The organism is Nocardia sp. BMG111209 (assembly GCF_000381925.1).
Classification (GTDB): domain Bacteria; phylum Actinomycetota; class Actinomycetes; order Mycobacteriales; family Mycobacteriaceae; genus Nocardia.
This window is the reverse complement of the sequence record NZ_KB907307.1, coordinates 4,208,402-4,222,637: the sequence shown is the minus strand read 5'-3', so window position 1 is coordinate 4,222,637 and position 14,236 is coordinate 4,208,402. Positions and strand designations below refer to the sequence as shown.

Below are 14,236 nucleotides of genomic sequence, written 5' to 3'. Positions count from 1 at the left end.
CATTGCGACCGCGCGCAGCGTGGTGGTGAAGATCGGTTCGTCGGCATTGACCAGCCTGGCGGGCGGGCTGGACACCGATCGGCTGGACCGGCTTGCCGATGCGGTGGAGGCGCGGATGCGCGCCGGGTCCGATGTGGTGGTGGTGTCCTCCGGCGCCATCGCGGCCGGCGTCGCTCCGCTCGGATTGTCTTCGCGCCCCAAGGATCTGGCGACCAAACAGGCCGCGGCCAGTGTCGGGCAACTGGCGCTGGCGCACGCGTGGGGTACCTCGTTCGGCCGCTACGGCCGCGTGGTCGGGCAGGTGCTGCTGAGCGCCGGTGATTTCGCGCGCCGGGAGCATCACCGCAATGCGCAGCGCACCCTGGACCGGCTGCGGTCGCTGCACGCGGTCGCTGTGGTGAACGAGAACGACACGATCGCCACCGAGGAGATCCGCTTCGGCGACAACGACCGGCTCGCGGCTCTGGTCGCGCATCTGGTCGGGGCCGACGCGCTGATACTGCTGTCGGATGTCGACGGGCTGTACGACGGGGATCCGCGCAAGGGTTCCGCGAATTTCATTCCGGAGGTGCGCGACAGCGGGGATCTCGACGGTGTCATCGCCGGAAGCGGTGGTGCGCTGGGGACCGGCGGTATGGCGTCGAAGTTGTCGGCGGCGTTGCTGGCCGCCGATGCGGGGGTGCCGGTTCTGCTGGCCGCCGCCTCCGATTCCGCTGCCGCCCTGTCCGGCGCGACGGTCGGTACCGCCTTCGCCGCGCGATCCGCCCGGGTGTCCGCCCGGAAGTTCTGGGTGCGGCACGCCGCCGACAGCCGTGGCGCGGTGCTGCTGGACGATGGTGCGGTACAGGCGGTTACGCACAGTCGTCGCTCGCTGCTGGCGGCCGGGATCGTCGGTGTGCGGGGACGCTTCTCCGGTGGAGACGTGATCGATCTGATCGCGCCGGACGGGCGGGTGGTCGCGCGGGGTGTCGTCGAATACGACAGTTCCGAGTTGGAGACCATGGTGGGGCGGTCCACGTCCCAGCTCCCGGATGGCTTGCGGCGACCGGTGATTCACGCGGACGATCTGGTGAAGGTCTGATTTCCGGCCGTTGGTCGGTCGTAGTGGTCGAACAGGGCTTCGCCGAGGGTTTGCGGTCTGCCGAGGGTTTGCGGTGTCCGGTACCGGTTCGCGTGTGGCGGTGACTCTCGTCCATGGTGTGGACGAGAGTCACTATCAGCTGCCGGACGGGATGACGCCCGGCTGATCCGGGGTCGGCGCGGTGGTGCCGTCCGGGACGGGGCCGGTAATGCCCGGTTGACCGCCCTGATCGCTGAGTGGTGGACCCGCCGGAATCGATTGGCCCGGTGAGGGATCCGGTGGTGGCGGCACCGGCACGGGCGCTGGGGGAAGTGGTTGCGTCGACGGGTCCGGCGCGTGCGTCGGTGGTGGAAGTTGTTGTGAGGGGGCCGGTTCGGGGGTCGGCGACGGCTGGGTATCGGGTGTTTGCGGAGGCTGCGCCGGGGGAGGGTTGTCCGGCGTGGTCTGCTGGGGCGGAGGCGGGTTGTCCGGTGTCGACGGCTGATCCGGGGGTGGGGTATCCGCGGTCGGCGGTTGAGCTGGTGGCGGTGAGTCCGGCGTCGGCGAGTGGGGCGGTGACGGCGCGTCCGAGGTCGGCGGCTGCGCTGGGGGTGGTGTGTCCGCCATGGGCGAGTGATCCGGCGGCGGTGTGTCCGAGGTCGGAGGCTGTGCCGGTGGCGGTGTGTCCGCGGTCGGCGGGTGTGCCGGTGGCGGAGCGTCCGGCGTCGGCGGTTGGGCCGGTGGCGGTGTATCCGACGTGGGCGGGTGCGCCGGTGGCGGAGCGTCGGAGGTCGATGGCTGTGCCGGTGGCGGTGCGCCCGAGGTGGACGGATGGTCCGGTGGTGGCGGCGTGTCCGAGGTCGGCGGTTGGGGCGGTGGTGGCGCGTCCGAGGTCGGTGGCGGCGTATCCGACGTGGGTGGATGATCCGGTGGTGGTGCGTCCGAGGTCGGTGGGTGCGTCGGTGGTGGCGCGTCCGAGGTCGGGGGCTGCGCCGGGGGCGGTGTGTCCGGGGTCGGGGATTGCCGGGGGTCGGCCGGGGGTACCGGGGTCTGCGTGGAATCCGGTGGGGTGACCGGGGTTTCGGGTGCGCTGGGGCCCGAAGGGGCGGCGGGGGCCGGGGTGTGTGGCCGGTTGTTCTGACCGGAACCCGGTGCCGCGGAACCGGATTGGGGAGGATCGGGGAGGGCGGGGACGCGTGAGCCGGCGGCGGAGTAGGCCGGTTTGTAGATCATGTTCATGGCCAGGACGGCCTCTTGGCGGAGGGTCTCCTGCGCCATCTGGGCATTGATGACGCCGCCGGCCGCCAGTGCGCGGGCGATCGCGCCGATCGGGCCGGTGTTGCCGGGCGGGGCGACGGCGAGTTTCACCGCCTCCGCGGCGGCGGCCACCGCACCGAGTCGAGCGCCCACTTCGCCCAGGACCGAGGCCAATTCGTCGACCGAGGCGGCGAAACTGCGGGTACCGGCATAGGCCGCCTCGGCGGTGGCGCCCTCCCAACCGGCCGCGTTGATCATCTCGTCGGCGGTGCTGCGGGTCAGCGGCATCGAGGTGGTGACGGTGCCCGCCGCCTCCACCCAGACCTGTGCCGCCTGCACGATCCGGGCCGCGTCGATCTGCTGGGTGCCGGCGTAGATCTGCTCGTGCGGGATGCCCTCGAAATGCTCCATCGCACTGATGTATTCGGGATCGCTGGCACGAGAACCCGGCGGGCCGTGGCGGGATGGCGTGGTCATTGTGGCGTCCCCGGTGAAAGTGCGCGCAGGGCAGCGGCATTCGCGGCATCGGCCTCGTCGTAGAGCCCGGCGGAGAGCAGGAAGGCCTGCTTCATCAGGTAGGCGGCCGCGATGTACCGGTCGAGCAGTGCGGCGGCGTCGCCGGCCTTGGCGCCGAAGCCGGCCTGGAGCTGCTGGGCGGAATCGAATCCGCCGAAACCGTCGAGCGTCGAGACCGAGTCGAGGCGTTGTTGCAGGTGATGCAGGCGACCGGCCTGCTGGTCGTACAGATCCGCACACCGGCGGGCGGCGGCCGGGTCGAAGCGGACCGTGCCGGTTCGTGCTGCCTGGAGGAACCGGGTGATGTCGGCCTGGCTGGCCTCGAGTGTCATGGGACCCCCCTTCCTCGATCAGGTCGAACAGTCGCCGAACCAGCGTAACGAATCCGGGCCGGTCGCGGGAATTCTCAGCGCAGAATGCGTTTCTGCAGGTGGGCCGCGATCTGCTGAGGAGAGGCCGGCGTGATGTGCACCTGGCCGTCGGCGCGGATCAGATAGCGGCCGTCGTCGGCGACGTCGATCCAGGTGTAGTGGACGGGGGCGGCCGGCGGGTCCTGGTCCAGCTCGGTTTCGATGCGGAGGTGACCCTCGGCGGTGTGCGGCTGTAGGAGCAGTTTTCGGATGCGGCGCACGGGCGGCTCGGCGGTGTGCACGGCCTCGTCGTCCCCGACGGTGTCCGCGCCCGCCGAGCGCGCGGGTTCGTGGCCGGGCGGGGTGTCGGGCAGCAGACCCGCGATGCGAGCGCCCAGCTTCGAGGTGTGCCCGATCGAAAGGTGCACGCGCCCACCGTAGTCCGGGGAGAAACCGGGCTGCTGGACGGCGAGTACGGCATGGTCGTAGACCACGGCCCCGAGCACGCGGATCTCGGTGCCCGGCTCGTGCCGGCCGCCGATGGCGACCACCCGGGTCTGCGGCTGCGCGAGAATTCGCAGGCAGGCGGACAGATCCGGATCCGCGCGCAGCGGCAGCCGGGTTTCGATCTCGCGACGCAGTGCGGCCGCCTGGAACTCGGTGCGCGCACTCTCCAGGATTCGCAGCGGGAACGGATGCCGGTCGAGGTCGGTCTCCCGCCACACGTGCGCGAACTCGTCCGGTGTGAAAGACCAACTCACGCCAGGTAACACCCTTCAGTGATCGCCCGGGTCCGGCCGGGGCGGACGGTCCTCGCAGCCTAACGACCGCTCCGAGTGGCGGACAAGCGACGGTCACGCGATATCGCTCACCCCGGGTTCGGGGTATTCCGGGCAGCCGGTCATATCGGGTATACCGTTACGGACCCCGTGGCGCGACCGCATCGCCGGTGACCCGCGCGCGGGAACGGGAGGACACGGTGTATCCACCGGAACATTGCGCCGGGGTCGCGGGGACGGTCGGGCGGCCTCGGCCCGCCGGGCGATTCGATCACGAACTCGCGCGCACGGCAACGGAATTCGACATCGCTCCGGAGGGCCGATCCTGATGGCGGCCGACGACGCGGCGGCCCGGATCCGGTCGCTGATCACGGCGCTCGCGCCCGACGCCCGCCGACCGGTCACCGACGAGAGCCGCTTGGTGGCGGATCTCGGATTCGATTGCCTGCGCCTGACGGAGCTGGCCTCGGTACTGGAGGACGCGTTCGGGCTGCGGCCGTTCGGTCCGGCGGAGGCGCCCGGATCGCTTCGCGTCGCCGATGTGATCGCCGCGATCACCGGGGAGCGGCCGTGACGGGGCCGGTTCGCCGTGATCTCGAACACCCTGTGCTGCCTGCTCATTCGTGCGCTTTACTGTGTACATGACTCGTCGTGCAGGGCGGTCGGGCACTGCCCCGGCAGCCCCCGATGGTCACCGTAAGGCCATGGAAAGGGCAGTGGTAGGGCCGCGTAGACCGTGCATGCTTGAGACTGCACCCGGCGCCGCTGGAGATATGCCCCTTCGCAGATAGCGGCGCGCTGGATCCGGCGCGGTCCGCCCTTACCGCGCCGGGCTCGCGGTCCGGCGACCGTACGCGACGCCGGGTGCGTCCCGATCGCCCGCCTTGGAGGTACACCGATGTACGTACCGCATACGGACGCCGGTGACCTGTGGCCCGGCGACAGTACCCTCACGTTGCCGGACTGGCACGAGTTACTGGCCGCCTTCTGCGGGCACATCGGCGATCAACCGAACGATCATCCGGTGACCCGCTGGGCGCACGCGCTGGCCCTGGTCCATCTCACCGCCCGCGAGCAGCCGCTGCGCGACGACGAATTCGACTGGGACCGTGAGGAACTGGTCACCCGCATCGACGACTGGGTGGCCGGCCGCACCGACCGGGCCGCGCCCACGTCCCTGGGCACGGCCATCGACGGTATGGCGGCCGCGCAGGTGCGCGCCACCTGGCTGTTGCGCAATGCCGACGATGTCGCCGACGACGAGGTGCACACCGCCTGGTTCCTGCTGGCCTCCCTGGCCGACGGGTGGACCGATCTGGTGGCCGTGACCCTCGGGCACGCCGGGGCGTGGCGCGGGCGCAGCCTGCTCGACGACGCGCTGTGATCAGTATCCGGCGGTGACGTCGATGCGCGCCTCGAGTGCCTGCCCGGCCACGAAACGGGCGATATTGTTCGTGACGTGGGCGGCATAGGCGGCGGCGCGCAGCTGCGGGGGATTGGAATCGTGCGGGGTGACAACGGCATTCGGCAGTTCCCACAGTGGATGCCCCTCGGGCAGCGGCTCCGGATCGGTGACGTCCAGGCCCGCGCCGCCGATGGTGCCGTCGCGCAGGGCGGCGACCAGGGCATCGGTGTCGATCAGGCTGCCGCGGGCGATGTTGATCACCCAGGAGGTCGGCTTCAGTTGCGCCAGTTCCTCTTTGCCGATCAGATGGCGGGTCTGCGCGGTGGCCGGTGCGCCGACGACGACGTGGTCCGCACGTGACCACACCTCCGGCAGACGTTCCGCGGGAAGGGTTTCCACCACACCCGGCGCGACGATCGGTGTGCCGGAACGGGTTACCGCGATGATGCGGGCGCCGAACGGTTCGAGCAGCGCGATGAGCTCGCGGCCGATCCCACCGGCGCCGACGATCGCGATGGTCGCGCCGCGCAGCGTGCCGATGTGCGGGAAGAATTCGGACTGCCGCCAGCTGCGCGCCTGCAACTGCTGCGGCAGATGGCGCACCCCGGCCAGCAGCATCGCGAGCGCGTGTTCGGCGACGCTGTGCGAGTAGGCGCCCGCCGCCGAGGTGAACACGACACCGGGAAAGCGCTGGAACACGTTGCGGGAGAACCAGTCCTCGACACCGGCGGAGAACAACTGCACCCATTCGATGCCCGGGGGCAACTCCTGCGGGAAGTCGGCCGGACCGCTGTTCCAGATCAGCGCGCGGGCCTGCCCGAGATCCGCCACCGTCGCGCCCCCGTCGGTGACCGCCTGCGCCAGCAGCGGGGTCGCGGCGGGACCGATCGCGATCGGGATGGCGGTGGTGGACATGGTGATACTCCTTCGCTTCCGGCCGTCCCGGCGCGCGACCGGGTACGTCGGGTCAGCGTAGTGGCGGGCCGGGACAGGCGCTCGACGGTGGTTGCCCGGCGGTCACTCGTCGGCGTCGAGATCGACCTCGACGTTGTCCCGCTCGGCCCACTCCAGCAGCGGATCGAGTTCGAAGACGGTGTCATCGATGCCGGCGTGCAGATCGCCGAGCCGGGCATACCGGTCGGGCACGGTGGCGATGGTGAAATCGTCGGGCTCCACGTCCGGAATCTCGTCCCAGCGCACCGGGGTCGACACGGTCGCGCGCGGGATACCGCGCACCGAATAGGCGGCGGCGATGGTGTGATCGCGAGCGTTCTGGTTGTAGTCGACGAACAGCAGTTTCGGATCGCGGTCGCGGCGCCACCAGGTGGTGGTGACATCGTCGGGAGCGCGGCGTTCGACCTCGCGCGCGAATGCCAGTGCCGCGCGGCGCACATCCTTGAACCCCCACTGCGGCGCGATGCGCACATAGACGTGCAGGCCCCGGCCGCCGGAGGTCTTGGGCCACCCGACCGCCCCGATCTCGTCGAGTACCTCGTGGACGACCTCGGCCACCCGCTGCACCCGTGACCACGGGCAATCCGGCATCGGATCCAGGTCGATGCGCCACTCGTCGGGTTTCTCGGTGTCGGCCCGCCGGGAGTTCCAGGGGTGGAATTCCACCGTGCTCATCTGCACGGCCCAGATCACGTCGGCCAGTTCGGCGACGCAGAGTTCGTCGGCGTGCCGGCCGTAGCGCGGGAAGTACACCCGTACCGTCGGCACCCAGTCCGGCGCCCCGGCGGGCAACCGCTTCTGATGCACCTTCGCACCGGCCAGCCCCTTGGGGAACCGGTGCAACATGCACGGCCGATCCCGCAGCGCGTTGACGATGCCGTCGCCGACGCTGAGGTAGTACCGCACGAGATCGAGCTTGGTCGTCCCGCTCTCGGGGAAGTACACCCGATCGGGACTAGAGATCCGTACCGTGCGGTCTCCGACGGGTAACTCGACCGCCGGCCCGGCAGACTTTCCGGCCACCCGCCTCACCCTACCGGTGCCTGCCGACCGGTATCCGCTCCGTGACGCTGCCGATGCGCGACGAGACGTGGCGGGTGCGCGGTCCGGCGGTTCGCCTCAGGACGGGGTGGCCAGGGCGAAGGGCAGCACCGCGGGGGCGCCGGCGAGACGGAGGGTGTGGGCGGCGAGGGTGAGGGTCCAGCCGGTGTCGGTGAGGGCGTCGACCAGCAGGACCGGACCGTCGAGCCCGGTGAGGTCGGGTGGGGTCCAGGAGTCGAACAGGGCTGCGACGCGATGGGCCGAATTGGCCGCCGCGACCGGGCGGCGATCGGGCCGCAGCGGCAGCAGGCCGAGGTCCCGGAGGCGGCCGACGCGGGCGAGGCGTGCGGCCAGGTCGGCGGCGAGGCGGGGATGGGTGGGGGAGTCCATCGCCAGGACCGCGGTCGGGCGGCGGGTCCACTTCCAGTCGCGCAGCACCGCGACGCAGGCGTCGAAGACGACGTCGGGGACCGGTGCGTCGGGGCCGTCGAGCAGGGCGCGCAGGCGCTGACCCCAGCCCAGATCGCTGAGCCGGCCCAGGACGCGACCGGTCTCGGCGCCGTCGGAGATCTTGCCGGACAACGGGATTCCGAGTTTGGCCATGCCGGTCGGCCATTGTTTGCGGGGCGCCAGATCGATACCGGGACGATCGAGCCGGGTGCGGATGGCGGCCAGGTCGGTGGCGTCGACCGTGGTGTCGGTGCGGGTGCCCGTGCAGTTGTCGCAGCGCCCGCAGTCGCGGCCGTCGAGGCTGGGATCGTCGAGTTGGCGGCGCAGGAAGGTCAGCCGGCATTCGGCGGTGGCCTGATAGTCGATCATGGCCTGCTGTTCGGCCTCGCGGGCCGCGGACAGCCGCTCGTAGCGCTCGGTGTCGTAGACCCAGGGTTCGCCGGTGACCAGCCAGCCGCCGCGGACCCGCCGCACCGCACCGTCGACGTCGAGCACCTTCAGCACCATCTCCAGGCGGGAGCGGTTCAGTTCGACCAGCGGTTCCAGCGCGGTGGTGGACAGCGGTCGGTTCGGATCCAGCGCCGCCAGCACCTCCCGGACCACATGTTCGCGCGGGAAGGCCACCGACGCGAAATAACTCCAGATCCGGCGGTCCTCCGGTCCGGGCAGCAGTACGACCTGGGCGTTGTCGGTGCCGCGGCCGGCGCGGCCGACCTGCTGGTAATAGGCGATGGGTGAGGAGGGCGCGCCGACGTGCACGACGAAGCCGAGATCGGGTTTGTCGAAGCCCATGCCGAGGGCGCTGGTGGCGATCAGCGCCTTCACCTCGTTGCCGAGCAGGGCCTGCTCCAGCACCTCGCGCTCGGCCGGATCGGTCTGCCCGGTGTAGGCCGCGACGCGATGCCCGTGTGATCCGAGCACATCGGCGAGGTCGTGGGCGGCCGCGACGGTGAGCGCGTAGATGATCCCGGATCCGGGCAGATCGTGCAGGCGGCGGCTGAGCCACGCGGTGCGCGCGACCGCGTCCTCGATCCGGACCACCGACATGTGCAGCGATTCGCGGTCGAGGCTGCCGCGCAGCACCAGGGTGTCGGTACCGATCTGACCGGCGACATCGATGACCACGCGATCGTTGGCGGTGGCCGTGGTCGCCAGTACCGGGACCTCGCTGCCCAGATCGGCGATGAGGGTGCGGATCCGGCGGTAGTCCGGCCGGAAATCGTGCCCCCAGTCCGAGACGCAATGTGCCTCGTCGATCACGACGAGTCCGGCGTCGGCGGCCAGTTTCGGCAGTACCGAATCACGGAAGTCCGGATTGTTGAGGCGCTCGGGACTGACCAGCAGCACATCGACCGTGCCCGCGGCGACCTGCGCGTGGATCTCGTCCCATTCGGTCACGTTGCCCGAGTTGATGGTGGCCGCGACCACCCCGGCCCGCTGCGCGGCCGCCACCTGATTGCGCATGAGCGCCAGCAGCGGCGACACGATGACGGTCGGCCCGCGACCGGCGGCCCGCAGCAGTTTGGCGGAGATGAAGTACACCGCCGATTTACCCCAGCCGGTGCGCTGTACGACCAGCGCTCGGCGCCGCTGGACCACCAGCGCCTCGATCGCCGTCCATTGATCCTCGCGCAGCCGAGCGCCGGGCCCGGCCAGCTCACGCAGCAGTGATTCGGCGGATTCACGCAGGTCGATGGTCATCACGGATCCATCGTGCCGGACGGTACCGACATCGGCGACCATCTCCGCACAGCCGCACCCCCCGGTCGTTGTCGCACCCCGTACGTGTATCGCAACGGGTGCGGGAGGCGGCCGGGATCGTGGGTGCGCCGAACATCCTGCGGCCGTGAGAATTTCGTGCGCAACCGCGCATTTTCCGGATCTGCGCCGGACAATGGTGCTCGCGGGCACGATGTTGACGATTCCGGCGGCACTGTGAGGGAGGACGGGCGATGCCGAACAAGTTCGAGTCACCGACAGGTTGGTCTCCGCCCGGCGCCGAGTTCCAGAATCAGCGCAGCACCGGCCGGACCCTCGGCGGTGTGCTGTTCGGACTGCTGGTCACCCCGGTCGGCATCGCCCTGGCGGCCAAGGGCGGCGCCGACATCCGCTACTGGGTGATCGTCGGCGCGGTCGTCGACCGCTGGACCGCCGCACTCGAGATCATCGTCGGCAGCCTGCTGTTGCTGCTGGTCGCGACGCTGGCGGTGTTCTCACCGGCCGGAACGGTGGTGGCGAGCCTGGTGTGGGGCATCTTCCCGGGCATCCTGCACATCCTGTTCCCCGACGACACCTTCCGGCTGATCGCGTCGCTGCCGTTCACCGACAGCGCGATGGTGGTGGCGCTGCATTCCTGGGTCACCTACGGTTTCGCGCTGATATCCGGATTCATGCTGCTCGGAGCCGGTTTCGTCGGGGTGCTACGCCGCCGGTGACGGCCCGGTCAGGAATCGTCGTGGAAGGTCGTCACGAATCCGATCGATACCGTCGGGCTCGGCCTATCCCATCGCGGTGATCCGGCACGGAATCGTGGCGGCGTGTCACCGGGCGCGGCGGCGATCCGCGCGGCACCGTGGAGGGATGAACGTGTCCGCCGGTCCGTTCCGCCGGATCTACGATCCGAGCGCCGGCCGCGGCGTGCGCCGGTACATCAACGATCACACCCTGATCCGCGACGCCGCCGGGATCTGGCATCTGTTCGGCATCACCCATCCCGAGCCCGCCGATCCCTGGCACGAGATCGAATTCGCGCACGCCACCGCCGAACGCCTGGCCGGACCGTGGACCACGCGGCCGCCCGCGCTGATCGCCGATCCCGGCGCCGGGGAGACCCACCTCTGGGCCCCGTACGTGATCGACTGCGCCGGAAGATATTTCATGTTCTACGACGGCGGTGGGCCGGATCGGACCGCGACGGCCATGAAACTGGCCACCTCCACCGACCTGTACCACTGGACCCGGTACCCGGGCGGCCCGCTGTTCCGGGACGGCTACGACGCCCGCGATCCGATGGTCTGCCGCATCGGCGACCGGTGGGTGATGTTCTACTGCGCCACCGACGACCCGACCGGCGGCCACCACGTCGTCGCCTACCGGACCAGCACCGATCTGGTGCACTGGGGCAATCGCGCGATCGCCTACACCGATCCGGCGACCGGTACCGGCGCGGGCCCGACCGAATCGCCGTTCGTGTTGCGGCACAACGACTTCTGGTATCTGTTCGTCGGCCCGCGGCCGCACTACGTGGGCACCGAGGTGTTCCGCAGCACCGACCCGCTGCACTTCGAGCACCGCGCGCACGTCGGCCACATCGCCGCGCACGCCGCGGAGATCGTGACCGACGGGGACGGGTATCGGATCACCAGCGCGGGCTGGGGCCAGGGCGGTGTCGCGCTGGCCCCGTTGCGATTCGGCTGATCAGAATTCGGTGCGCTCCAGCCAGGTCGGCAGCACCGCGGCGTCGCCGGACAACGTGAGCGCCGGGCTGTCGGCCGGAATGCGGCCCAGCACAAGCAGATACAGATCCACTGCGGTGGCCTGCACGGTGGCCGTGACGGATTCGGTGTCCCCGTCCCAGCCGATCGAGTCCCCGGTCCGCCGCACCGCCCACGCGTCGCCGGTGTCGGTGGCGCGCAACAGGATGCTCGCACCCTCGTCGAGCGGGTTGCGGAACCGCGCCGACCCCATCTGCAGCAGGCTCAGGAATTCCTCGACACCGTCGGCGGCCAGCACCGGGTCGATCGTGACCGGGCGGCCCAGCGCGAGCAGCGCGTCGGCCCGATGCCCGGTGTTCTCGTGCAGGCGCCGGCGGATCCACCATTCGGAGGGGCGCAGCGCCCCGAACGGCGTCCACACCGGCACCTCGCCGCCGGTCGCGTCGACGGCGTCGATCACGGCGTCGGCGGTCTGCCGGAACCAGTGGTCGACCTCGGCCGGGTCGCGCGGTCGGCGCACGTCCGGCACGGCGGCGAAGGCGATGTTCTCGGTGGATCGCCGGACGATGATCGTGGCCGCCCACCGATGCCCGCCGCCGACGTGGGCGAGCAGATTCTTCAACCGCCAATCGCCACAGGTCGGAATCGGCGTCTCGGGGTCGGCCCCGCCGTACAGGTCGGCCAGTAGATCGTTCTCGCTGCGCAGGGCGGCGCGGATCACCGCGGTGTCCAGTGGCTCCATACCCTCGACCGTAGTTCAGCGGCCGGACCTCGCCAAGGCATCTCCCGGACACTGCCGCCGAATGCCGCCGCCGGGGCAGGTCGCCGTGTCAGAATCGGCTGGGTGCACGAGATATGGCGGTTGGACCAGGCACGCACCCGCTCGATCTCTCCGGAGAACCCCACCGGGGCGCCGGGTGCGGGTGGCCGTGCGGTGACCGGAACCGGTGCGGCCGCGGCCGCGGATCTGGGTGTCGGCTGGAAGGTGTCACCGTCGATCGACCTGCCGCCCGGCGGTACCGCCACGCTCGCGGACGTGGCCGGTCCCGGCATCGTCCGGCACTTCTGGCTGACCACCGATCGCACTGCGCTGCAACAGTTGACGTTGCGGATGTATTGGGACGCCGAACGCGAACCCGCGGTGCAGGCGCCGCTGGGTGCGTTCTTCTGCAACGCGTGGGACGAACTGGCGCACGTGAATTCGGAGATGGTCGTCGTCGCGCCGGCGGGCGGGCTGAACAGCTTCTGGCCCATGCCGTTTCGAGCCCACGCGCGGATCACGTTGCACAACGGGTCCGATCGCGCGGTGCCGGTGTACTACCAGCTGACCTATCTCGAGCAGGACGTGCCGCGCACGGCGGGATATCTGCACGCCCGCTGGCGGCGGCGGGCGCCGCTCGGAAGGCCCGCGGTGCACGCGATTCTCGATGATGTACCCGGGCCGGGCCGGTATGTCGGCACCTATCTGGCGATCACCCCGAACGCCCCGGGCTGGTGGGGTGAGGGTGAGCTGAAGTTCCATCTCGACGGCGACACCGAATTCCCGACCATCTGCGGTACCGGCACCGAGGACTATTTCGGTGGCGCCTGGAATTTCGATCTCGACGGCCGGTACCGGACCTATTCGACGCCGTACCTCGGGTTCGTGCAGGCCCTGCCGTCGGACCGGATCTATTGTCCCGAACAGTGTTTCGGGATGTATCGCTGGCATGTGCGCGATCCGATCTGTTTCGATCGCGGACTGCGGGTGACACTGCAGGCCCTGGGCTGGCGCGAGGACGGACGGTATCTCCCGCTGGAGGACGCCGATGTCGCGACCCTCGCGCTCTGGTACCAGCACCGCTCGGTGACCGGGCGGCGGCTCGCGGCCGTACCGATCTGATCGCTTCCGGATCGTTGTGAATACATCGATGTGAAACGGGCCACGGGACGCGACGGCGGGTGCACTGTGGACACATGCACGCCCTGGTGATCGATGAGCCCGGCCGGTATTCGATGCAGACCCGTCCCGATCCCACGCCCCGACCGGGCGAAGTGGTGGTCCGGGTCGAGGCCGTCGGCATCTGCGGCACCGATCTGCACATCGTGGCCGGGGAGTTCCCGCCCACGCCGTATCCGATCGTGCCGGGGCACGAATTCGCCGGGGAGGTGGTCGCTCTCGGCGCCGGGGCCGAGGCGGCCGGGGTGCGCGCGGGTGACCGGGTCGCGGTGGATCCGTCGCTGTTCTGCGGCCGTTGCCACTACTGCGCGATCGGCCGCGGCAACCTCTGTGAGAACTGGGGTGCGATCGGCGACACGGTCGACGGCGCGATGGCCGACTATGTCGCGGTGCCCGCGGTGAACTGCCACCGGCTGCCCGGTCACGTCAGCGCCGCACACGGCGCGCTGGTCGAGCCGCTGTCCTGTGCGGTACACGGATTCGATCTGTTACCGAGGCAATTGGGTTCGCACTACCTGATCTACGGTGCGGGCACGATGGGCCTGCTGATGCTGCAACTGGCGATGGCGGCCGGCGCGGCCTCGGTGTCGGTGGTGGATCTGAACGCCGAGCGGCTGGCGGTGGCGCGGGTCCTCGGCGCCGACGCGGCCGTCACCACCGCCGACGAGCTGGATCGGCCGGAGGGCTGGGAGATCGTCGTCGACTGCACCGGGGCGATCGCGGCGATCGAGGACGGCCTGAGCCGGGTGCGCCGGGGCGGGACCTATCAGCAGTTCGGGGTCGCCCCGGGCGAGGCGCGGGCGGCGGTGTCGCCGTTCCGGATCTACAACGACGAGATCCGCATCGTCGGGTCGATGGCCGTGCTGCACAGTTTCGGGCGGGCGGTCGACCTGCTGGGGCAGGGCGTCATCGATGCGGAAACCATGATCACGCACGTCTTCCCGCTCACCGAATTCGACGAGGCGCTGACCACGTTCCGGTCCGGTACCGGGCGCAAGATCCAGCTGCGGCCCGCGGCGGTCCGGTGACCGGAATGCCGGTATCCGGGGCG

Annotated in this window: 14 protein-coding genes; 7 read left to right on the top strand and 7 right to left on the bottom strand. The window is 70.4% G+C overall.

All coding sequences use genetic code 11. The features are described 5' to 3' along the window. Positions 1-19 precede the first annotated feature (19 nt). A complete protein-coding gene (proB, locus tag G361_RS0119465) occupies positions 20-1,081 on the top strand; it encodes a glutamate 5-kinase (protein ID WP_019928782.1) in 1,062 nt (353 codons plus the stop codon). A 135-nt stretch (positions 1,082-1,216) separates the two neighbouring features. Here the strand turns inward: proB and G361_RS0119460 are convergent, their stop codons facing one another. The 3 genes from G361_RS0119460 to G361_RS0119450 all read right to left on the bottom strand — a co-directional run bounded on the left by G361_RS0119460 (position 1,217) and on the right by G361_RS0119450 (position 3,944). Further along, on the bottom strand, positions 1,217-2,794 hold the full coding sequence (locus G361_RS0119460; RefSeq protein WP_052172681.1) for a WXG100 family type VII secretion target: 1,578 nt from the start codon (positions 2,792-2,794) through the stop codon (positions 1,217-1,219). After that, a complete protein-coding gene (locus G361_RS0119455; RefSeq protein WP_019928781.1) occupies positions 2,791-3,165 on the bottom strand; it encodes a hypothetical protein in 375 nt (124 codons plus the stop codon). The genes G361_RS0119460 and G361_RS0119455 overlap by 4 nt, the downstream gene beginning before the upstream one ends. A gap of 74 nt (positions 3,166-3,239) precedes the next feature. Beyond that, complete coding sequence (locus tag G361_RS0119450) at positions 3,240-3,944, bottom strand: ESX secretion-associated protein EspG (protein ID WP_026343243.1); 705 nt, start codon at positions 3,942-3,944, stop codon at positions 3,240-3,242. 346 nt (positions 3,945-4,290) lie between these two features. Between G361_RS0119450 and G361_RS44155 the strand changes: the two genes are divergently transcribed. Continuing rightward, entirely contained in the window at positions 4,291-4,536 is a 246-nt protein-coding gene (locus tag G361_RS44155) for an acyl carrier protein (RefSeq protein ID WP_019928778.1), read from the top strand. Between the two features lie 324 nt (positions 4,537-4,860). Next, positions 4,861-5,346: a hypothetical protein gene (locus G361_RS44150; protein ID WP_019928777.1), complete on the top strand. Its 486-nt coding sequence runs from the start codon at positions 4,861-4,863 to the stop codon at positions 5,344-5,346. On the opposite strand, the gene G361_RS0119430 is transcribed toward G361_RS44150, so the two are convergent. The 3 genes from G361_RS0119430 to G361_RS0119420 form a co-directional block, all read right to left on the bottom strand. Continuing rightward, positions 5,347-6,282 (bottom strand): D-isomer specific 2-hydroxyacid dehydrogenase family protein, encoded by a 936-nt coding sequence (locus tag G361_RS0119430; protein ID WP_019928776.1) that lies wholly within the window; start codon positions 6,280-6,282, stop codon positions 5,347-5,349. It abuts the gene before it with no gap. Positions 6,283-6,384: 102 nt separating this feature from the next. Then, positions 6,385-7,344 (bottom strand): non-homologous end-joining DNA ligase, encoded by a 960-nt coding sequence (ligD, locus tag G361_RS0119425; RefSeq protein ID WP_026343242.1) that lies wholly within the window; start codon positions 7,342-7,344, stop codon positions 6,385-6,387. 96 nt (positions 7,345-7,440) lie between these two features. Further along, a complete protein-coding gene (locus tag G361_RS0119420) occupies positions 7,441-9,513 on the bottom strand; it encodes an ATP-dependent DNA helicase RecQ (protein WP_026343241.1) in 2,073 nt (690 codons plus the stop codon). Positions 9,514-9,764: 251 nt separating this feature from the next. Here G361_RS0119420 and G361_RS0119415 point away from each other — a divergent pair, with 251 nt between their 5' ends. Together G361_RS0119415 and G361_RS0119410 are read left to right on the top strand one after the other, a co-directional pair. Beyond that, complete coding sequence (locus G361_RS0119415) at positions 9,765-10,247, top strand: hypothetical protein (protein ID WP_019928773.1); 483 nt, start codon at positions 9,765-9,767, stop codon at positions 10,245-10,247. Between the two features lie 145 nt (positions 10,248-10,392). Continuing rightward, positions 10,393-11,229, top strand: a complete 837-nt coding sequence (locus tag G361_RS0119410; RefSeq protein WP_019928772.1) for a hypothetical protein — start codon at positions 10,393-10,395, stop codon at positions 11,227-11,229. Here G361_RS0119410 and G361_RS0119405 read toward each other — a convergent pair whose 3' ends face one another. Next, positions 11,230-11,988: a maleylpyruvate isomerase family mycothiol-dependent enzyme gene (locus tag G361_RS0119405; RefSeq protein WP_019928771.1), complete on the bottom strand. Its 759-nt coding sequence runs from the start codon at positions 11,986-11,988 to the stop codon at positions 11,230-11,232. Positions 11,989-12,090: 102 nt separating this feature from the next. Between G361_RS0119405 and G361_RS0119400 the strand changes: the two genes are divergently transcribed. Beyond that, complete coding sequence (locus G361_RS0119400; protein WP_019928770.1) at positions 12,091-13,128, top strand: glycoside hydrolase family 172 protein; 1,038 nt, start codon at positions 12,091-12,093, stop codon at positions 13,126-13,128. Positions 13,129-13,202: 74 nt separating this feature from the next. Next, positions 13,203-14,213: a zinc-dependent alcohol dehydrogenase family protein gene (locus G361_RS0119395; RefSeq protein ID WP_026343239.1), complete on the top strand. Its 1,011-nt coding sequence runs from the start codon at positions 13,203-13,205 to the stop codon at positions 14,211-14,213. The last annotated feature ends 23 nt before the right edge of the window (positions 14,214-14,236 follow it).

Coding starts and splice junctions, on each gene's coding strand:
- G361_RS0119460 (WP_052172681.1), bottom strand. CDS start 2,794: ATGACCACGCCATCCCGCCACGGCCCGCCGGGTTCTCGTGCCAGCGAT.
- G361_RS0119455 (WP_019928781.1), bottom strand. CDS start 3,165: ATGACACTCGAGGCCAGCCAGGCCGACATCACCCGGTTCCTCCAGGCA.
- G361_RS44155 (WP_019928778.1), top strand. CDS start 4,291: ATGGCGGCCGACGACGCGGCGGCCCGGATCCGGTCGCTGATCACGGCG.
- G361_RS44150 (WP_019928777.1), top strand. CDS start 4,861: ATGTACGTACCGCATACGGACGCCGGTGACCTGTGGCCCGGCGACAGT.
- G361_RS0119430 (WP_019928776.1), bottom strand. CDS start 6,282: ATGTCCACCACCGCCATCCCGATCGCGATCGGTCCCGCCGCGACCCCG.
- G361_RS0119420 (WP_026343241.1), bottom strand. CDS start 9,513: ATGACCATCGACCTGCGTGAATCCGCCGAATCACTGCTGCGTGAGCTG.
- G361_RS0119415 (WP_019928773.1), top strand. CDS start 9,765: ATGCCGAACAAGTTCGAGTCACCGACAGGTTGGTCTCCGCCCGGCGCC.
- G361_RS0119410 (WP_019928772.1), top strand. CDS start 10,393: ATGAACGTGTCCGCCGGTCCGTTCCGCCGGATCTACGATCCGAGCGCC.
- G361_RS0119405 (WP_019928771.1), bottom strand. CDS start 11,988: ATGGAGCCACTGGACACCGCGGTGATCCGCGCCGCCCTGCGCAGCGAG.
- G361_RS0119395 (WP_026343239.1), top strand. CDS start 13,203: ATGCACGCCCTGGTGATCGATGAGCCCGGCCGGTATTCGATGCAGACC.